Raw genomic sequence first — 19,442 nt, forward strand, 5'->3', positions numbered from 1 at the left:
TCATCCTCACCCTTGCTCGAGCCGTGGGTGCACTCTGCGCGCCCGACCGATAGTCGGCGGAAAGGGACTAATCGTTACGTTTGACCTGAAGGGGTGGTCAAGAAGTGGCGGTCGCCGGTGATGCGCGGACGTCTCCAGGCTCGGCGTCGGTTTCCGAAGGGGCGTCCTCGAACCGGGTCCGAGCGCGGGCGAACACGAAGAATGCGACGACCAGAAGAACCGCCCGACCCCAGACGCCTACTTCGACGAAGAACTCCTCGGTCGCCGAGTCCGTTCCCTGAGCCAGCGCCGCGAAGTACTTGAACACGCCGATTCCCATCGACAGATCGGCGACGAGATAGGCCGCGACGAGTGCCCACGGCACTCGCAGCAACACGAAGAACGGAATCAACCACAGCGTGTACTGAGGCGAATGCACCTTGTGCAACAGCAGGAAGCCGCACAGCATCGATCCGCTGACGGCGACCCAGGGGTACACGCCGTCGGTGCCTGCTCGACGTACGCCGAGCCATAACGCGAGAGCGAACGCGGCGAAGACGAGAGCAGGTGAGGCGACGTCGACGGCACTTTGGAATGACGCCTCGGCTTGCTCGTGGGCTTCGGGCGTCACCGCGTCGGTGACGAAGATGTGCCGCACACCCCAGTACCAGATCGAGTTGGTGGTGATGTCGGCCTGGCGCAAGGTCTGGAATGCGAACGACGCTCGCCACCCTTCGTAACCGAGGATGGCGAACGGGGCGTTGACGGCAACGACGGTGGCGGTTGCGGCAGCAAGCACGGACAGCGCACCCCGGATGTCCAGCCGTGTGCCCGCTACTCGCCCCGACGCACCGCCGTACGCGACGAAGGCTGCAAGGGGTAGTACGAACGCGCCCGGATACAGCTTGAGGCAGAAACCGATGGCGAGCAGAACGGCAGCGAAAATCGCCTTGACACGCAACGGAATTCGCGTGCTCATGACGAATACCGCGCCGACGGCCGTGGCGACGACGGGCAGTTCCCAGTTGTGGAACGCGTACAACACCAGCGGCGGGCCGACCGACCAGAGCAAGGCTGCTTTGCCTGCGAGACGGCCGAGCATCCATGCAGTCAGCAGTCCGAACGGGGCCAACAGAAGGGCCGAGTACAGCAGGAACTCCGCATCGGTGTGCGCCGGGATTGCCCCGAGCCACATGAGAACGCCGCTGAGGACCGGATACTCGACCGTTCCACCCGTCAGCACCCCGTTCGAGGTGATGGCACCGTCGAGGTACGGGAAGATGTGGTTGTCGATGTCGCGGCCGAGCCACAGGAACTGGATGTCGGAGTAGCAGACCCAGCTGTCCTTGACGGCGTCGAACGTCGTACTTCTGCCGTTGTCGTAGAACGGTGCGACGGCGCAGCGTGCCTTGTTCAGGTAGCCGAGGATGAGAGTGAACGCACACAGTGCGACGACGGCGACCATGGCTGCGGTGGACGTCCTCGGTCCGCGCAGGCGCAGCCCGCGAGATGACTGTCCGTCCGGTCGCATGAGGCAAGCCTATGACGTGTCGAGGCCCGCTCCGAACCGTCCGCTGATTTCGCAGGTCAAGCCCACCTCGTGTACCCTCCAAGGGTTGCTGACGCAACGACCCTCCTGCCACGGATAGTCCGTGGCCGTTTTCACTAGTCCACAGGAGGTGATGAGGTCTTATGCGTCATTACGAATTGATGGTTATTCTCGACCCCAATCTGGACGAGCGCACTGTCGCTCCGTCGCTCGATACGTTCCTCAACGTCGTTCGCAAGGACGGCGGAAGTGTCGACAAGGTCGATGTCTGGGGCAAGCGTCGTCTTGCTTACGAGATCTTGAAGCACGCCGAGGGCATCTACGCCGTTGTCAACATCAACGCCGAACCTGCCACCGTCAGCGAGCTCGACCGCCAGCTCGGACTCAACGAGTCCGTCCTGCGCACGAAGGTCCTGCGACAGGGCAAGTAATTGTCGTTGCTCGCCTCTAGGCTGGCATCAACAAAGACTTACCTACTGAAAGAGGAACCATGGCAGGCGAGACCGTCATCACCGTCGTCGGGAACTTGACGGCAGATCCAGAACTTCGCTTCACTCCGGCCGGCGCGGCCGTGGCCAACTTCACCGTTGCCTCCACACCGCGCACGTTCGACCGTAATTCCAACGAATGGAAAGACGGAGACGCACTCTTCATGCGCTGCAACATCTGGCGTGAAGCTGCTGAGAACGTGGCCGAGAGCTTGACCCGCGGTGCACGCGTCGTCGTCACCGGCAGGCTCAGGCAGCGTTCGTACGAAACGCGCGAGGGCGAGAAGCGGACTGTCGTCGAACTCGAGGTCGACGAGATCGGCCCCTCGCTTCGCTATGCCACCGCCAAGGTCAACAAGGCCAATCGCGGCGGCGGAGGTGGAGGCGGCGGATTCAGCGGCGGCTCCGGTGGTTCCTCAGGCGGATCGGGTGGAGGACGCCCGTCCTCGAACTCGGGATCCAATTCCGGTGGAGACGATCCGTGGGGCAGCGCCCCGCAGGCATCCGGCTCCTTCGGTGGATCGCGTGGCGGGGACGACGAGCCTCCGTTCTAGATCCTTCGCGATCGAACAACGAAGATGTAACGGAGAAAGACCCATGCCCAAACCGCCATTGCGCGACAAGGTGCTCAAGAAGAAAGCGTGTTCCTTCTGCAAGGAAAAGAACACGCAGATCGATTACAAGGACACGACGCTGCTGCGTAAGTACGTCAGCGACCGCGGAAAAATCCGCGCGCGTCGGGTCACCGGCAACTGCGTCCAGCATCAGCGTGACGTGGCCGTTGCCGTGAAGAACTCGCGTGAGGTAGCTCTGCTCCCTTACGCCGCGACGGCTCGATAGAAAGGGGCGATCAACTATGAAGCTGATCCTCACCGCTGATGTAGACAACCTCGGTGCGCCTGGCGACACCGTAGAGGTCAAAGACGGATACGGTCGCAACTTCCTGCTGCCCCGCGGATTGGCCATTGCGGCTACCCGTGGCGCTCAGAAGCAGGTCGAAGGCATCCGCCGCGCTCAGGAAGCTCGTGCCGTCCGCGGCCTCGAGCACGCCAACGAGCTCAAGCAGGCCATCGAAGGACTCGAGTCCGTGTCGCTGTCGGTCAAGACCGCAGGCGACGCGGGCAAGCTGTTCGGCTCGGTCACGGCCTCGGACGTTGCTGCTGCCCTCAAGGCTGCAGGCGGACCGGTCGTCGACAAGCGCAGCATCGAGCTGCCGAAGGCTCACATCAAGGCAACAGGCAAGCACGACGTCGTCGTGAACCTGCACCCCGATGTGACTGCGAAGTTCAAGCTGGAGGTCGTCGGAAGCTGATAGTCGGCTTCCGGACGACTGCAGTCCGATCTGGGCCTTTGGCCCGTTACGGCTCGAAAAAAGCCTTACGAACTCTGGTTCGTGAGGCTTTTTTCGTGTCTTGTCACAAAAAATGATCCCCCGCAACAGGTTTCGTTTGTGAAGCATGTCTCTTGAACGCCAAGTCGAGGTTAGTTTGCGTACCCTTTAACGAGGGGCGACACGAACACGCAGACAAGACGCGTGCGAGAACATTCACGACTACCGACCGACCAGACGCCTAGACGCCCGGAGGACCTGCCGTGACAACGACAGCTGACAAGGATTCATCGGAATCCACAGAATCATCAGAGGGATCCGAGCGCCCGTCTCGGATCGGGGGAATCCTCAAGTACGACGTGCCGGCATCGCTGGTCGTATTTCTTGTAGCAGTGCCACTTTCGATCGGCATCGCGGTTGCGTCCGGTGCACCCGTGATGGCCGGTCTCATCGCCGCCGTGATCGGCGGAATTCTTGCCGGACTGCTCGGCGGATCGCCGTTGCAGGTGAGTGGCCCGGCAGCAGGCCTCACCGTGGTGGTCGCCGAGCTCGTCAATCAATTCGGTTGGGCAGTAACGTGTTTAATCACCGTTGGCGCCGGCGCCGTTCAAATTCTATTGGGGCTGAGCAAGATTGCACGACATGCGCTGGCGATCTCGCCGGTGGTAGTCCACGCGATGCTCGCCGGAATCGGCGTCACCATTGCGCTGCAACAGATTCACGTTCTACTCGGCGGTGAATCCGAGAGCTCGGCCGTGGACAACCTTCTTGCTATACCCACCTCGATCGCCGGCAGTCAGTGGCCGTCGATTCTCGTCGGAGGCGTCGTCATCGCGCTGATGCTGCTGTGGCCGCGGCTGCCGGGAGTGGTGTCCAAGGTGCCAGGCGCTCTGGTAGCAGTGGTGACTGCGACGGCAATCTCGGTGCTGCTCGATCTGAACGTCGAGCGAATCGAATTGCCCGGCAACCTCATCGAGGCGCTGAGCCTTCCAACTATGCCCGACGGCCAGTGGGCGGGTATCGCCACCGGCGTGCTGACCATCGCGCTGATTGCCAGCGTCGAAAGCCTCCTCTCGGCAGTCGCCGTCGACAAGATGCACACCGGGCCGCGGACCAACTTCGATCGTGAGCTTCTCGGTCAGGGTGCGGCCAACATGGTCTCCGGTGTGGCAGGCGGACTTCCGGTCACCGGCGTCATCGTGCGCAGCTCGACCAACGTCAAGGCGGGTGCCCAGTCTCGCGCATCGGCGGTCCTGCACGGCGTGTGGATTCTGGTGTTCTCGGTTCTGTTCATCTCGGTAGTGGAACTCGTGCCGTTCGCGGCACTCGCCGGTCTCTTGGTGATGATCGGTGTTCAGCTGATCAAGCTGGCGGACATCAGGATTGCCAGCAAGACCGGAGACATCGCGGTGTACGCAGTCACCGTCATCGGTGTGGTTGCGCTCAACCTTCTCGAGGGTGTTCTGATCGGTCTCGCGCTCGCAGTCTTCCTTGTGTTGCGACGCGTCGTCTGGGCGAACGTCCACGCCGACGAGACGGTGGACGGGACGTGGCGCGTGCACATGCAGGGCTCACTGAGCTTCCTGTCGCTGCCGAGGCTCACGCACGTGTTGTCCTCGGTGCCGAGCGGCGCGGACGTCAACATGGAACTCGCCGTCGACTTCATCGATCATGCTGTGCACGAACACCTTCACGAGTGGGTTCGCCAGCACGAGCTCGGTGGTGGCACGGTCAGTATCGAGGAGAACGGCTCGGCGTCGCTCGCCGCAGCCGCGGAAGGCCCGCCGAAGCGAGGTATGGACGGAGTGCGCGGCTCGCTCGCCCCGTGGTCGGCGTGGCAGCTCAAGAGCGATACCGCACAGGACGAGAACCCACCCGCGTTGCGGCCGGTGTTGTCCGGAATCGCCGAGTACCACCGCTCGAATGCCGACGCGATCAAGCCACACCTGCAGGGCATGAAGGAGTTTCAGGACCCCGACACCTTCTTCCTCTGCTGCGTGGATTCGCGTGTCATGCCGAACACCATCACCAACAGTGGTCCGGGCGACCTGTTCACCGTCCGAAACTTGGGCAACATGATTCCGGCGCAGGGACAGGACACGTCGGTCGAGGCGTCTCTCGCCTATGGCGTCGACGTGCTCGGGACAAGTTCGGTCGTGGTGTGCGGGCATTCGGGTTGCGGGGCCATGAAAGCGATCCTGTCCGGCCCGGAGAACTCAGGTGACGAACGTGTCGTGGAATGGCTCGAACACGGCTTGACGAGCCTCGAGGCGCTTCGCAGCGGTCACCCCGTGGGTCGAGCAGCCGCCGAACTCGGCTTCTCGGAGGGTGACCAGTTGGCCATGGTCAACGTCGCCGTGCAGTTGCAGACCCTCACCCGCCACCGTGTGGTCGGCCGCGCAGCATCCGAAGGCAAGCTCCGGGTGACGGGACTGTTCTTCGACATCCCGTCTGCCCGTGTCCTTCAGATCAGCACCAAGGAGATCACCGTCCTCGACACAGCGGAGGTCTGACCTAGGTCTCTCCCGGCGCCCGCGCAGTGGATCTGTCCGCTGCGCGGGTTTCGTCGTGTGTGGGGGTGCCATGGGCCTGGGTGGGCCTGGGTTTGGGTGAGCCTGGGTTTGGGTGGGCCTGGGTGACCGAATGAGCCGTTCGCTCCGCGTGGGTGCTTGCCGCACGGGTTTCAGCGGGTGCGCGGGTTGCAACACGTGCGTGGGCTGGAACGTGTGCGTGTGGGTGCCGGGGTGACCGAATGAGTCGTTCGCTCGGCCGCGGCGCTTGCCGCACGGGTTTCAGCGGGTGCGCGGGCTCCAACACGTGCGTGGGCTGGAACGTGTGCGTGCGGGTGCCTGGGGTGACCGAATGAGTCGTTCGCTCGGCCCCCGCGTGCGGAATCCACGGGTGGAAACGAGGTCTGACGGGTATGTGTTCGCGCGAAGATTCGGTGGCGCGGCGTGACGCGGCAGTCCGGCGAGGGCAGGTGACCAGATCAGTCTCCAGTGCCGAGCGCTCCGGGGATGTTCGCAAGTTGAATCTGGATAGATACGGCAGATCAGACCTCGAGCCCGGAATTGTGAGTGTTCCCAGACACTGTGACCTATTTCACTCATTCGTTCACTTGCCATTTACTCAACACGCCCGAGTTGTCAACTCGGACGACACGCCGGTCACTAATCCATACACAGGACAGAAACTTTATATACACCCTCTAAGCTGGCGAAAGACCGCTCTGAGCAGAAGTTATACCCAGGTTATCCCCAGATGGTCAACACAGTTGTTCAGCACTATCCACAATTGCTCCACACATTCATCCACAGGCCGGTTTGTGACTGGAGACGAGACCACCTAACGTCCCTCCAGCGTGTCTCCACTGCCCGATCGGGGGTCTTGGGCGGCAGGCGATATTCGACCTCGCTGGGGTGTCGGATGCGAGGGGTACAACTTGTTTCAGTACGCGTCCGAGCGCTCGACGGTCGCGATTCCGACGGGGAAAGGACGGTCGACTTCACGTGGCAGTTGTGGACGATCGAGGACAGTCGGACTACTCCTCCGAACCACCCCCTAGCGAGGCCCCCGGTGAAGACTTCGGCCGTCAGCCTCCACAGGACATGGCTGCCGAACAGTCCGTACTGGGCGGCATGCTCCTGAGCAAGGACGCCATCGCCGACGTCCTCGAAGTCCTCCGTCCCGGCGACTTCTACCGACCGGCCCACCAGAGCGTGTACGACGCGATCCTTGACCTCTACAGCCGCGGTGAGCCCGCCGACCCCGTGACGGTGTCCGCTGAGCTCGACCGCCGTGGTGATCTCAAGAGGATCGGCGGACCTCCGTACCTGATCACTCTCACTCAGACGGTCCCGACGGCAGCGAACGCCGGCTACTACGCAGAGATCGTCGCGGAAAAGTCCATTCTGCGCAGGCTCGTGCAGGCCGGCACGCGCATCGTGCAGTTCGGATACGCAGGATCCGACGGGCAGGACGTCGCCGAGGTCGTCGACCGCGCACAGGCCGAGGTCTACGAGGTCACCGAGCGTCGAACGTCCGAGGACTTCCTTCCTCTCGAAGAACTCCTGCAACCGACGATGGACGAGATCGACTCGATCGCCAGCCGCGGCGGCATCTCGCTCGGTGTGCCCACGGGCTTCGCCGAACTCGACGAGATCACCAACGGACTTCACCCAGGTCAGATGATCATTGTCGCGGCGAGGCCTGGCGTGGGTAAGGCACTGGCACTGGATACGCCGCTACCGACGCCCGACGGCTGGACCACGATGGGTGAAGTCGCAGTCGGTGACCATCTCATCGACGCACACGGCATGCCGACGCGTGTCGTCGCTGCAACGGACGTGATGATCGACCGTCCCTGCTACGAGGTCGAGTTTTCCGATGGCACCGTCATTGTCGCCGACGCTCAGCACCAATGGCTCACCACGCGGTGTGATGAATCTGCAGTGTCTACCACGGAGAACCTTGCGGCGAGCGAAGGTCACTCGGTATGCAACGTCGCTGCTCTACAGTTTCCCGAAGCAGATTTGCCCGTGCCCGCCTACGTCACCGGTGTCGCCCTGGGTGGTGGTCTCGAGGGCGCGGACTGCGCTATCGCCGCTCGGATCGAAGTGCAGTTCGATGCAATTCCGCGCCTGTACCTTCGATCGTCCGAGGCTCAGCGACGAGACCTGCTGGCGGGACTGCTCGATGCATGCGGCCGTATCGGTGCGGACGGTTCGATCGCGGTTCCTGCTCTCGACGGTCTACCGGAGTTGGTCGTCGGTCTTGGAATGGTGTGGACCGGTTCGTCGATCCTGACGGACGACAGTATTTTCACAATCGACCAAAAAAGGTTGCTACACAAAGAACTCCGTGTCGGGGCTGATTCGGCGACAGACCGCCGAATAGTCGCAGTTCGGCAAGTCGCATCAGTGCCGGTTCGCTGCGTCGAGGTCGACAATGCCGAACACCTATACCTTGCAAGCGAATCGATGGTGCCGACGCACAACTCGACGCTGTCGATGGACTTCATGCGGTCCTGCTCGATCAAGCACGGTATGCCCAGCGTCATTTTCTCTCTGGAAATGAGTCGTACCGAGATCGTGATGCGCCTGCTGTCGGCGGAGGCGAAGATCAAGCTCGGTGACATGCGTTCGGGGAAGATGACCGATGACGACTGGACCAGGCTTGCCCGTCGTATGAGCGAGATCAGTGAGGCGCCGCTGTTCGTCGACGACTCCCCCAACCTGACGATGATGGAGATCCGCGCCAAGGCGCGACGGTTGAAGCAGCGCAACGGACTCAAACTCATTGTGGTGGACTACCTTCAGCTGATGTCCTCGGGCAAGAAGGTGGAATCCAGGCAGCAGGAAGTCTCGGACTTCTCCCGTCAGCTCAAGCTGTTGGCCAAGGAACTCGAATGCCCGGTGGTCGCGGTGTGCCAGCTCAACCGTGGACCCGAGCAGCGAACCGACAAGAAGCCGATGGTGTCGGACCTTCGTGAGTCCGGATCATTGGAGCAGGACGCCGACATGGTCATCCTGCTGCACCGCCCCGACGCCATCGAGCGAGACGACCCGAGAGGTGGCGAGGCCGACCTCATCCTCGGCAAGCACCGTAACGGTCCTACCGCCACCATCACGGTCGCCCATCAGCTGCATCTGTCGAGATTTGTGGACATGGCGCGAGGCTGACAACCATTCGTGTCGAGATGCACAGAGGATTGCCCACGTGCCGGGGCCGTCTGGTCGATCAGGTGGAGAAGACCGATCGCATCGGATTCGCGTCTCGGCTGACGTCATCAATCGTCCGACTGGGTCCGACCTAGTCGCGTCCCGAGCCGGTGCAGGCGAACCGTGATCTCCGGGGGTGCGTCCAGGATGAACTCGGCTCCGAGAGCGGCGACGAGGGCGATGTACTGGGTGACCAGCACTGGAGACTCGCCCGTAAGGCGGATTCGGCATCGGCCGGGGCCGAGGTCGTCGATCTCGCCGGGGATCGGGCCGAAAATGCCTGCCCTGACGTCCGCTGCCGAGAGTTCAACGGTCAGCAGCGCCGTGTATCGGTACGTGGCCGTTGCCAGTGAGCGCATGACGTAGCTGACAGCGTCGGTGGCCGGCAGGTCCCGTCGTTCGGAGGGTCGGTGGGTGCGCAGGGGTGCGGTAATCCGATCGAGGCGGAAGATGCGCCAGTCCTTGCGATCGCGGTCGTATGCCACGAGGTACCACATTCCGCGGAGGGTGACGAGGCTGTGTGGATCGACCCGTCGCGCGCTACGCCGCCCGGTACGGTCGCGATAGTCGAATCCGACAACCTCATGCTCGCGGGAACAGGTGGCCAACATGGCCAGTGTGGCGGGGTCGATCGGTGCCACATCATCGCTGGGGGCGGCGGCGCTGGTGGCGCGGGAGATCGCAGCCAGCCGGGGACGTAGCCGGGCGGGGATCATTTGCTCGAGCTTGACCAGGGCCGTGAGCGACGCGTCTGCCACCCCGCTGATAGCGCCCCGGCTGGCCATGACCAACCCGACAGCCACCGCGACCACCTCGTCGTCCTCGAGCGACAGGGGCGGGGTGCTACTTCCTGATCCGAGCCGGTACCCGCCCGCCGTTCCGGTGGTTCCGGTTACTGCGTAATCGAGGGCACGCAGTCGGTCGATGTCGCGGCGCACCGTTCGCTCGGTCACGTGCAACCGCTGGGCCAGATCGGCGCCCGACCACGTCCGTCGCGTTTGCAGAAGGGCGAGCAGCCGCAGCATCCGCTCGGGCAGATCCCTCCGTCGAGGTTCGTCCGTCATGAGATCAGACTGCCACTCGTTGCGGACGTCCAATGTCCGGAACAGTGCCTAGCGTCGCGGTCATGGAGATCACCGAGAATCTGGAGAACGACATCGCAGCCCTCGACCATCACGTGGACGGGGCCGTATACATAGGCACTCAGGACCCGGCGGACAGGGCGGGCGCACAGCTCCTCGCGTCGCATCGACCGGCGGTCGTGTTGGAGGCGAGCAGCGTCGAGGATGTCTCTCGAGCAATCACTTTCGCTGCAGATCACGGGATGCGGGTCGCGGTCCAGGCCACCGGGCACGGGCGCACGCGCGCTCTCGACGGGGGCCTGCTGATCGATACGGGTCGTATGTGTGAGGTGACGGTCGATGTCGCAACGCGTAGGGCATGGGTCGCGGCCGGGGCGACGTGGCAGCATGTCATCGAGCAGGCGGCACCACACGGGCTAGCGCCGTTGTCGGGCAGCCTCCCCACGGTCGGCGCAGTCGCCTACACCCTGGGCGGGGGCATCGGGCTCCTCGCCCGACGCTACGGCTACTCCGCCGACCACGTAACGCGATTCGAGGCCGTGACCGCCGACGGCAAGATCCGGAAGGTGAGCCCAGCGGACGAACCCGACCTGTACTGGGCACTGCGTGGAGGTGGCGGCAACGTTGCCGTCGTGACTGGCATGGAGATCGACCTCATGCCCGTTGCACAGCTCTACGGCGGTGGCCTGATGTTCGACCTCGCGAAATCCCCCGAGGTGCTCACCGTCTGGACCGCGTGGACCAGGTCGGTACCGGAGTCGATGACCTCGGCGGTGGCGGTGATCCCCTTCCCCGACCAACCTTTTGTCCCAGCGGATCTGCGGGGGCGTCAGGTGGCCCAACTTCAGATCAGCTTCGCCGGACCGGAGGAAGAGGGACAACGCCTCGTCGAGCCGCTGCTTCGCCCCGGACCACAGCTGCGGAACACGCTGCGCACCCTTCCCTACATCCAATCCCGGGCGGTCTTCGACGAACCAGACCGGCCGGCGGCCTACCGGGGGAAGAGCGTCCTGGTCGACGACCTCGATCCGCGCGCCCTGACTGCACTCGCCCATCGAGCTGGCGCCACACCCGGCGGATGCATCGTCGGGGTGCGACACCTCGGGGGCGCTTTGACGCGCACCCCGAGTGTTCCGAACGCCGTGGGCCATCGGTCTGCCCAGTACTCGGTCGGCTTGTTGTCCCTGCTCCACGATTTGTCCCTGCTCGACGGCGGCGATACGAGCGGAGTGTCTCAGGTCCAGGACGAGCTGCTCGAACCCTTCGCGCCCAACCGGCTCGGCCTCTCGCTGAACTTCGCCTTCGGACTTCTCGAGCCGGATCAGGTGCGGTCTGCTTTCGCGCCAGCAGATGCCGATCGCCTTGGCGACATCGCGAGACGCTACGACCCGCGCGGCGTCCTGTACGCCAACCACCCGATCCCGGCACCTGTGCTCCCGAAAACTCTGACGCAGAACTAATCCGACGGTCGTCGCAACTTGTCGGCACGATTCGCACGCAGGGCACAACGTTCGCCGGAAAATCTCTAAGCGTCAACAGTTTGCAGGCCGGAAACCTTCTGTGCGAGTGCGTCGGCGAGTTCACGGACTTCCGACGCCAGGGCGTCACGGCTCTTCGATTCGGACTCGTGCACGAAGGTGGTCGAACCGACCGTCGCACCGACGTATTCGACGATTCCGCGTTCGATCTGGATGCGGAAGGCGTCGTGTATCCCGTGGCGTTCGAAGCTCGAGTTGTCGTCGGCGGCAACGGCAACGAGGTGGACGGTCAGGCGGTCGAGCTTTGTGGTGAACGCGTTGTCCGGCGTCAAGTCGAATGCCCACCCGTTGATGAAGACGCGATCGATCCACCCCTTGAGCAGCGCAGGCATCGACCACCAGTACATCGGAAAGACAAGAATCAACTGGTCCGCTCGGTCGACGCGATCTTGTTCGGCCTTGACGTCCGCGGGGAGAATTCCGGTGCGGCGGTACTGATCCAGGTCGGCTTGCGAGAACCTGGGATCGAAATTCTCGGCGGTCAGATCCGCGAGCTCGACGCCTCCCCCGGTCGCGGCGATGGCGTCGACAGTCGCGTGCGCGATGTGCTGGGTGAGGGAGTTCGGATCGGAATGGGAGACTACGACGAGACTGCTCACGGCAGATCCTTTCGATGGAGGAAACGGTATGTACGAACAGTAGGTTACTATTGGTACATAGCGCAAGGAGGTGTTCGATGGCCCGAACGAGACTGTCCCGTGCCGACAGGTACGACCAGCTGATAGACGTTTCCTGGGCGCTCGTCCGGGCGGAGGGTGCGGATGCACTGACGCTTGGGCATCTCGCTGAACGTGCGGGTGTCGCAAAGCCGGTGGTCTACAGCCACTTCGCGTCGCGACCGGCATTGCTTGCTGCGTTGTTCAAGGAGTTCGACGATCGTCAGACCACCATGTTGGAGGAGTATCTCGACGCCGCCGACGCAACTCTGGACGGCCGCGCGAGCGCTATCGCGAACTCCTACGTCGGGTGCGCGCTGGCGCAGGGTCGGGAGCTGACGGGCGTGCTGGCCGCGTTGGAGGGCTCGCCCGAACTCGAACAGGTGAAAAGAGATGCGGACCAGGCATACTCAGGTCGTTGCCGTGAGATCCTCGCCCCGTTCACCGGGCCGGCAGGTGTATCGGTCCCTTCGATCACCGCGATATTCGGTGCGGCAGAGGCGCTCTCGCACGCTGCAGTAACCGGGACGCTGACGGCGGATCAGGCCAGAAGCGAGTTGACCGAGATGATCACTGCGATAGTGGGCAGGGCGCGGACCTAGCACCACGGGTGGTAGCTCTGCCGGGATGTCACGACTACGGATCGTATCTACGTCGCCGCTGCTTGTGGGGTGGAGTGGAGAGTGTCGGCAATGTTCGTCGGATGAATCCTTCGAAGTGTGGAGTCGTGAACGCTGCCGAACCGCTCTCGGAGAGGTGAATCAGGCCCCGGTCGATCAGTGCGGACCGAGTTTCCGCGCATTGCGCAGTCGTTCGTTCGAGCAGGCGTGCCGTCTCGGCTTCTATCGGCGAGTCCACGACGGCACGAAGGTACGCGATGTCCATATCGCCTGCACGCGAGAGGTGTTCGCGGAAGAATCCCTCGTCGACGAACTTCTCGTACTCGGCCGATGCGTACTCGACGGCATCGGCGGTCACCTTCTGGGGGCCGTGCTTCTCCCACAGAACGTGACCGAGGGCCTGTACCAGCCTTGGGTATCCGCCGGTCAACGTCTGTGCCACGGCTATTGCGTCGTCGTCGCACTCGCTAGTCCAGCGCAAAAGCGTAGCCGTATCGCTATCGATGAAGGCGTCGAGCGAGCTGAACTCGAAAAGTCGATTGGCGCGCACCTGCGTTTCGGCGAACAGGGCGTCGGATCGGGGTAGGCCGGCGCCGACGAGTGTGATGGGGAGCTCGCGCAGATAGGTGCGGTGCAAGCCGTCGATCAGTGCTCCGAGTTGCCCCGTCGTGAAGCGTTGGAGTTCGTCGATGACGAAAACTATTCCCGTGCTGTGCGATCGGGCCGCCTCACCGAGGGCTAGCAGCAGAGCTGTCACGTCGGGCGAAAGGGCTCCGGAGTCCGCGGACCCCGGAGCCGACTCCGTCCACTCGGACGTCAGTGGACTATCGCCGCCGAGCAGTGACGCGAACGAACCGAGCACGCCGGAGGCGGTAGTGGCCTCACTGGTCCACTTCGAACGCGGCGACACCGCGAGAAGCGAACTTCGTGCTTCGAACGCGAGCTGACGCCTGAACCCGTGATCGTCGCGACGGGCCGCATCTATGTCGACGATCGCCCAGCGACGAGCGCGCGCAGTGCGTACATGGTCGCGCAGCATGACGGTCTTCCCAGTCCCGCGTACACCGGTCAGAATGTGCGAGCGCTGTGCATGTCCTCGCTCCAGACCGTCCAACAGGGCAGCAAATCTCGTGCGTACGACATCGCGTCCGACCAGGTCCCTCGGCACCGCGCCCGACTCGGGTGTGTAGGGATTGTCCATACGAAGAGTTATAGGGCGATCGGCCAGGTAAGTAAATCGGTACGAAAAACTCTGTGAGATGGCCAGAACTTGACAGCAAGAAATAACTGTGGCGCGCAGTAATTGCAGGAAGCAAGTAATTCGTCTACCCTCGTGCGCGGCATCGACGAGAGGGCAGCAAGTACATGGGCAAGAAGCTGACGGTGGATGGCATCGTCGAACTACTGCCGGACTGGGGGCACTCGATCGCGCAACTCAACGCCGTCATCGCCGAGAGGTTGGGCGTGTCGGTCCGTGACCTCGACGCCCTCCACGCACTTGTTCGACTGGGACCGGCGACCGCGAAGGCGTTGGGCGAGCGGGTCGGGCTCACGTCGGGATCCGCGAGCCGCATGATCGATCGTCTGGACGGTGCCGGCCTTGTGGAACGGGTCCGCGACAACGAGGACCGTCGCCGAGTAGTGATCGCCGCCACAGCGGAGGGCCTTCAACACGCAGGTGCGTACTACCTCGAACTGACACGCGCAACGCGTCGGGATTTGTCGGACTTCACAGTGCCCGAACTGGAGACGATCGAGAAATTCCTGACGCGTTCCACTGCAAGTACGTCTGCCGAGCTCGATAGGCTCAGATCGGAGTGACCCCAGTGCCCGCAAATACAGTGCTTCCCGGCGTGCTGCAGGCGAGCTTCTCGATCGAGTTGGAGAAGTTTCTGTGGTGGGGCACGCTCACCCCGGATCTCGACGCGCTCGCACTCGGCCTGCCTGCCGGTGAGTCGTCCGAGATGTCGATGGCGCTTCCGGATGCCTTGTCGGAATCGGTTGTAGTCAAAGAAATTCCAGCTGCCCTCGTCGATCCGCAGCGGGCTCTGTCCGCTCTGGCGGCGTGGGACCCGCCACCGGCGGTCAGCGCTTCCCTCCGCGCGTGGTCCGAGATTTCGGCTGCGGCCGAACACGGCCGCGACACGGGCACCCTGACCTCCTCTCTTCCGACGGCCGGACATGCCGTGGTCGGATTGGACGGCGAAACGATCTGGTCGGCACCTGCGACGGTCGATGCCGCGGTACGACGGTTGTCGAGTGGTCCGGTCGAGTTGATGGCCGAACTCAGGCCGTACCAGCGAGCGGGCGTTGCGTGGATGGACGCGGTACCGAACGGCGGTGGCGGAATCCTCGCCGACGAGATGGGTCTGGGAAAGACCGTGCAGGCCATTGCGGTCTTTACACGGAGATCAGCAGGCACGCACCTCGTTGTATGCCCAACGTCGTTGGTGAGCAACTGGGTTCGCGAACTCACCAAGTTCGCGCCGAGCCTTGCGGTGATTGTCCACCACGGAAGTGGCCGGTCGCGAGACATGCAGTCTCTGGGCCTCGGAACCGTTGTCGTCACCAGCTATCCGACGCTTCGAAGCGACGTCGGTCCGATCAGCGAAAAAGCCTGGGACGTAGCGGTTCTCGATGAGGCGCAGCAGATCAAGAACGCCGATTCTCAGCAATCGCGTGCAGCGAGGCGGATACAGGCCCAGGTGCGTATCGCCATGACCGGTACCCCTGTGGAGAATCGACTGGACGAGTTGTGGTCGTTGATGGCGTTCGCGGCACCGGAAGTCCTGGGTGCGCGTGCACGGTTTCGACGGCGCTTCGTCGTCGCGATCGAACAGAATCGGTCGGAGGCAGCGGCAGGACGACTGCGTGACCTCGTGGGTCCCCATGTACTGCGGCGTCGGAAAGTCGATGTTGCGCCCGAATTGCCGGCCAAGGTCGAGAATTCGGTGATCTGCTCGCTCACCTCCGAGCAGGAGCGCCTCTACCGAGCGCAACTCGACGACACGCTGCGCGACGGCTTCGGATCCGGGATCGGGAGGCGGGGGCGTGTGTTGACGCTGCTCACTCGTCTCAAGCAGATCTGCAATCATCCCGAGTTGGTCGACGAGACCGGCGCCGGTCTGGGAGGCAGGTCCGGCAAGCTCGATCGGCTCACCGAAATGCTCTCGGAAATTGTCGACGACGATCAGGCCGCGCTCGTGTTCACGCAGTACCGCCAGACCGGCGAGTTGTTGGCCGCGCATCTGTCTTCGGAAATCGGCTGTGGCACTGTCCCGTTCCTGCACGGAGGATTGTCGATGTCGGCGCGAGATGCCATGGTGGACGGTTTCCAGAACGAGCAAGCCCCGCCGATTCTGATTCTCAGTCTTCGAGCGGCCGGATTCGGACTCAACCTGACGCGGGCCTCACACGTCGTGCATTACGACAGGTGGTGGAACCCGGCGGTGGAAAGCCAGGCGAGCGACCGCGCGCACCGCATCGGGCAGACACGCACGGTCACCGTGCACACCCTGCTCACCGAGCGGACCATCGAACAATCCATCGACGACATGCACACACGAAAACGCGGTGTCGCCGAAGTAGCCACGAGCAGTGATGCTCTGGATATCGGGGCGGACTTGGCCGCGCTGTCGGACAGTCAACTGCGCGAACTGTTGGAGGTCGGCCGATGAGCGACGTGTTCGGAGTGACGGCATGGGGCAAGGACTGGCTGCGGATGGCCCAACCCACGTCCATCACTCGACCGAACCCCGCGCTTCCCCGCGCGCGGACCCTCGCACGAACCGACCGAGTCGGTGATGTCGTGCTCGCGCCAGGATCGATCAAGGCCACTGTGACCGTCTCGGACAAGCAACAGCACCAAGTGTTTCTGACGTTACAGGTGTGGAACGCAGATCAGTCCGCGGCAGCGAGAGGCGCGATCGCCGATGTGTCCGCGAGCGATCTACCGGACGCTGTCCATGCAGACCTCACGCGGCGTGGCATCCCCGTGGGGCCGAAAGCCGACAGCGTTGCCGCGAGCTGTGATTGCACTGGGCGCACCACTCCGTGCGTGCACGTTCTGGCGGTGTACTTCGAAGTTGCTCGACGGGTCGACGAGCAGCCCAGGTTGGCTTTCGACCTACGCGGGGTGAGTCCGCGACCGGCGCGAGATGCGTCGCGGATACCGATCGAACAGATCGATCCTGCGACGTTCTACGGCCACGGCACCACTGTCAGCGCAGGCCACACCGAGGTCCACCGCGCAGCTTTGGACTCGTAGACCTCCCGCATGGGCAGCATTGGATTCGGACGAATCACTCCGGCTGCCACATCCTCGAACCCATGAGGCGCGTACACGACCCGAGCGCCGCCGGGTTCGCTGCGTACCCCGAAACAGCACGTGGTCGACACGAAGTGATCGATGGCATCCTCGGTGCTTCGATAGGGGCGCAGCGGAACACCGAAGTGATCCTCGTACCAGAGGTGGACACGAGCCTGGTTGCGCACTTCGACGTCCACTCCCAGATCGCCGAAGAGGCGGGCAGCGTGACCGATCGCCCGGTCTTCGGCGTCGTAGGACGTGTCCGAATCGTCGAAGTAGAAGAAGTCGTAATCTCTGATGCCGTTCTGCGGGTCAAGACCTGCGCGGTGGTTCCACACGGTCTGGAACAGTCCGCCCGCGGTGAGATACCACTGTGGTAAACGCAATTGGTCCGCACGGTCGAGTATCGCCGCGACCGCAGGATTGCCTTCGATGATCGCGAGAAATTCGTCCTGCTGCACCGCCCCATCGTGCCCAGTGTCAGGCGATCGGGCAACCTACGGTGTAGTTCCAGTCGGTTCCGCCGGGGCCGGTGACCTTGACCAGTACAGAGGTCTCGGACCCCGGTGGGACGTTGATGACGGCCGAGCCCGTCCCCTCGTTCATGTCGTCCCCGACATACCCGGTGCTGAAGATGAGCCCGCCTTGGTAGAACACGTCGATGACATCCGGGATGTCGAAGGTCTCGTACCGGAGAACGAACGAGTTGGGGCCAGTCCGCCCCAGGTCGTGGTTGGTCTGTGTGACGCCGGGACCGCCGGCGATCGTGTCCTGGTTGCAGAACTGCCGCGGTGCCGTCGACCCGCTACCGGGCAGCGTGTTGTAGATCGAGCTTCCGCTGTCGAGAATTCCGCGGGCGCCGTCGATGATGCTTCCGCCGTTCAGGATGCTGCTTCCGTTGTCCAGAATTGCGCTTCCGCTGTCGATCACGCCTTCTGCACTGCCGGCCGACGGCTGGGCCGAGGCAGCGCCAGGTGCGATGAGCGCGATTGCGGCGAGTGCTGCCGACGCGGCGATGGAATTTCGAACGAGGTTATTGCTCAACATGATTGCTCCGCGCGGTGGTGAGTGTCATCGGTCGAACCCATGGTTTCACCGCGAGCATCGTTTCGGATATCCGCCGTTCGGATTACATGCGTCTGAATGACTGTGCGAAAGATACATCCGTAGAGGGATGTACCGAAGGGCGTGTTTTCGTAAGGTCGGGTAAGTAAGAAGTCGACCGAATCGAGGAGGACATGATGTACGAAGCTGCGGTACTTGCGGCGGAGAACGGTACGACGGCAGAGACGGTGTTCGGGGTGGGTTTCGGCGCGATCGTCCTGATCGTGCTCGTGGCGGCGTTGGCCCTCTTCGTTGCGGCGCTCGTCAGCATCCTGCAATCGAAGAGCTACACGAGTGCTGGAAAAGCTGTGTGGATTCTCGTCGTACTGGCATTTCCGTTCCTGGGCACGATCGTGTGGTTCGTGTGGGGCCGGGGATCTAGCTTCAGTGTCGACCGGACCCACTGAAAGCTCGCCAACTCGCAGTGCGCATGCGACTCTATTCGAATGCGGATTGCGCAGTTCTCGACTCGGATCGGCGTCACGGCAGCGCTTGCCGCCGGACTCTGGGTCGGTGCGGCACCGCCGTCGGCTCAGGCTTGCACCTGCGAGACCGGGCCGACCGAGGTCGAGCAGAGGGTGGCATCGCAGCACGGTAGTGACAATGCTGTGTTCGTCGGTGTGCCCGCCGACGCCTCTATCGAAGGCGCCTCGGTCACCTACACTTTCGACGTCCGCGAGATCTACGACGGCAGTCTCGACGACTCTGTGCTCGTCACCACCGCGTCGGAGACCACAGCGTGCGGATCGGTGTTCTCCGTCGGCGACGAGTACATCGTCTTCGCGAGTCGATCCGGAAGCTCCTCCCGCGAGCTCAGTGTGAACAAGTGCTCGGCAACCACGTCGGCTAGCGACCGTGCCACCCGCGATGCCGCCGAAAGCGTCTACGGCGCACCTATTGTCTTGGTCGAAGAACCCACACCGATCAGTGCGACGCTGTGGCTCGGCGTCGCCGGTGGTGTGAGCGTCTTAATCGCAGTTCTCGGAACCCTGTTGCTGGGTAGGCGTCCACGCTGATCGGAGAGTAGACCTTTCTCTACCGCCTGACCCGCGGCCGAGAACCTACAC

The 19,442-nt window shown here is 63.2% G+C and carries 19 protein-coding genes; 13 read left to right on the forward strand and 6 right to left on the reverse strand.

What is annotated here, in order from left to right; all coding sequences use genetic code 11:
- Nucleotides 1-97: 97 nt before the first annotated feature.
- Nucleotides 98-1,444: a hypothetical protein gene (locus tag D8W71_RS04060; protein WP_121118548.1), complete on the reverse strand. Its 1,347-nt coding sequence runs from the start codon at nucleotides 1,442-1,444 to the stop codon at nucleotides 98-100.
- A gap of 227 nt (nucleotides 1,445-1,671) precedes the next feature.
- Here D8W71_RS04060 and rpsF point away from each other — a divergent pair, with 227 nt between their 5' ends.
- The 6 genes from rpsF to dnaB all read left to right on the forward strand — a co-directional run bounded on the left by rpsF (nucleotide 1,672) and on the right by dnaB (nucleotide 9,027).
- The gene (gene rpsF / locus D8W71_RS04070; RefSeq protein WP_121111211.1) at nucleotides 1,672-1,959 is read left to right on the forward strand and encodes a 30S ribosomal protein S6; all 288 of its coding nucleotides are present in this window, start codon (nucleotides 1,672-1,674) and stop codon (nucleotides 1,957-1,959) included.
- Nucleotides 1,960-2,018: 59 nt separating this feature from the next.
- Nucleotides 2,019-2,570 carry a single-stranded DNA-binding protein gene (locus D8W71_RS04075; RefSeq protein ID WP_121111213.1) on the forward strand — a complete coding sequence of 184 codons (552 nt, stop codon included), beginning with the start codon at nucleotides 2,019-2,021 and terminating at the stop codon, nucleotides 2,568-2,570.
- Nucleotides 2,571-2,613: 43 nt separating this feature from the next.
- Nucleotides 2,614-2,856: a 30S ribosomal protein S18 gene (gene rpsR / locus D8W71_RS04080; protein WP_019665161.1), complete on the forward strand. Its 243-nt coding sequence runs from the start codon at nucleotides 2,614-2,616 to the stop codon at nucleotides 2,854-2,856.
- A 16-nt stretch (nucleotides 2,857-2,872) separates the two neighbouring features.
- Nucleotides 2,873-3,328, forward strand: coding sequence for a 50S ribosomal protein L9 (rplI, locus tag D8W71_RS04085; protein ID WP_121111215.1), 456 nt, complete (start codon nucleotides 2,873-2,875; stop codon nucleotides 3,326-3,328).
- A gap of 281 nt (nucleotides 3,329-3,609) precedes the next feature.
- Entirely contained in the window at nucleotides 3,610-5,859 is a 2,250-nt protein-coding gene (locus tag D8W71_RS04090) for a SulP family inorganic anion transporter (RefSeq protein WP_121111217.1), read from the forward strand.
- A gap of 996 nt (nucleotides 5,860-6,855) precedes the next feature.
- On the forward strand, nucleotides 6,856-9,027 hold the full coding sequence (gene dnaB, locus D8W71_RS04095; protein WP_442972014.1) for a replicative DNA helicase: 2,172 nt from the start codon (nucleotides 6,856-6,858) through the stop codon (nucleotides 9,025-9,027).
- A 107-nt stretch (nucleotides 9,028-9,134) separates the two neighbouring features.
- Here the strand turns inward: dnaB and D8W71_RS04100 are convergent, their stop codons facing one another.
- Nucleotides 9,135-10,130 (reverse strand): helix-turn-helix transcriptional regulator, encoded by a 996-nt coding sequence (locus tag D8W71_RS04100; protein WP_121118552.1) that lies wholly within the window; start codon nucleotides 10,128-10,130, stop codon nucleotides 9,135-9,137.
- Nucleotides 10,131-10,192: 62 nt separating this feature from the next.
- On the opposite strand from D8W71_RS04100, the gene D8W71_RS04105 reads away from it, so the two are divergent.
- Nucleotides 10,193-11,608 (forward strand): FAD-binding oxidoreductase, encoded by a 1,416-nt coding sequence (locus D8W71_RS04105; RefSeq protein WP_121118554.1) that lies wholly within the window; start codon nucleotides 10,193-10,195, stop codon nucleotides 11,606-11,608.
- A 65-nt stretch (nucleotides 11,609-11,673) separates the two neighbouring features.
- On the opposite strand, the gene D8W71_RS04110 is transcribed toward D8W71_RS04105, so the two are convergent.
- The gene (locus D8W71_RS04110; protein WP_121111219.1) at nucleotides 11,674-12,285 is read right to left on the reverse strand and encodes an NAD(P)H-dependent oxidoreductase; all 612 of its coding nucleotides are present in this window, start codon (nucleotides 12,283-12,285) and stop codon (nucleotides 11,674-11,676) included.
- Between the two features lie 77 nt (nucleotides 12,286-12,362).
- Here D8W71_RS04110 and D8W71_RS04115 point away from each other — a divergent pair, with 77 nt between their 5' ends.
- Nucleotides 12,363-12,944 (forward strand): TetR/AcrR family transcriptional regulator, encoded by a 582-nt coding sequence (locus D8W71_RS04115; protein ID WP_121111221.1) that lies wholly within the window; start codon nucleotides 12,363-12,365, stop codon nucleotides 12,942-12,944.
- A gap of 34 nt (nucleotides 12,945-12,978) precedes the next feature.
- Here D8W71_RS04115 and D8W71_RS04120 read toward each other — a convergent pair whose 3' ends face one another.
- Nucleotides 12,979-14,163: an AAA family ATPase gene (locus D8W71_RS04120; RefSeq protein WP_121111223.1), complete on the reverse strand. Its 1,185-nt coding sequence runs from the start codon at nucleotides 14,161-14,163 to the stop codon at nucleotides 12,979-12,981.
- Between the two features lie 164 nt (nucleotides 14,164-14,327).
- Here D8W71_RS04120 and D8W71_RS04125 point away from each other — a divergent pair, with 164 nt between their 5' ends.
- The 3 genes from D8W71_RS04125 to D8W71_RS04135 are packed head-to-tail and all read left to right on the forward strand — an operon-like array spanning nucleotide 14,328 to nucleotide 17,229.
- On the forward strand, nucleotides 14,328-14,783 hold the full coding sequence (locus tag D8W71_RS04125) for a MarR family winged helix-turn-helix transcriptional regulator (RefSeq protein WP_121111225.1): 456 nt from the start codon (nucleotides 14,328-14,330) through the stop codon (nucleotides 14,781-14,783).
- A gap of 5 nt (nucleotides 14,784-14,788) precedes the next feature.
- A complete protein-coding gene (locus tag D8W71_RS04130; protein WP_236077703.1) occupies nucleotides 14,789-16,639 on the forward strand; it encodes a DEAD/DEAH box helicase in 1,851 nt (616 codons plus the stop codon).
- Entirely contained in the window at nucleotides 16,636-17,229 is a 594-nt protein-coding gene (locus D8W71_RS04135; protein WP_121111227.1) for a hypothetical protein, read from the forward strand. The genes D8W71_RS04130 and D8W71_RS04135 overlap by 4 nt, the downstream gene beginning before the upstream one ends.
- On the opposite strand, the gene D8W71_RS04140 is transcribed toward D8W71_RS04135, so the two are convergent.
- Both D8W71_RS04140 and D8W71_RS04145 read right to left on the reverse strand, forming a co-directional pair.
- On the reverse strand, nucleotides 17,163-17,732 hold the full coding sequence (locus D8W71_RS04140) for a nucleotidyltransferase family protein (protein ID WP_121111229.1): 570 nt from the start codon (nucleotides 17,730-17,732) through the stop codon (nucleotides 17,163-17,165). The two genes, D8W71_RS04135 and D8W71_RS04140, sit on opposite strands and share 67 nt — an antisense overlap.
- A 19-nt stretch (nucleotides 17,733-17,751) precedes the next feature.
- Entirely contained in the window at nucleotides 17,752-18,318 is a 567-nt protein-coding gene (locus tag D8W71_RS04145) for a hypothetical protein (RefSeq protein ID WP_121111231.1), read from the reverse strand.
- Between the two features lie 191 nt (nucleotides 18,319-18,509).
- Between D8W71_RS04145 and D8W71_RS04150 the strand changes: the two genes are divergently transcribed.
- Complete coding sequence (locus D8W71_RS04150; RefSeq protein ID WP_121111233.1) at nucleotides 18,510-18,782, forward strand: PLD nuclease N-terminal domain-containing protein; 273 nt, start codon at nucleotides 18,510-18,512, stop codon at nucleotides 18,780-18,782.
- 39 nt (nucleotides 18,783-18,821) lie between these two features.
- Nucleotides 18,822-19,391: a hypothetical protein gene (locus D8W71_RS04155; protein ID WP_121111235.1), complete on the forward strand. Its 570-nt coding sequence runs from the start codon at nucleotides 18,822-18,824 to the stop codon at nucleotides 19,389-19,391.
- Nucleotides 19,392-19,442 lie beyond the last annotated feature (51 nt).

The sequence above is a fragment of the Rhodococcus sp. P1Y genome, assembly GCF_003641205.1.
In the GTDB taxonomy this organism is placed as follows: domain Bacteria; phylum Actinomycetota; class Actinomycetes; order Mycobacteriales; family Mycobacteriaceae; genus Rhodococcoides.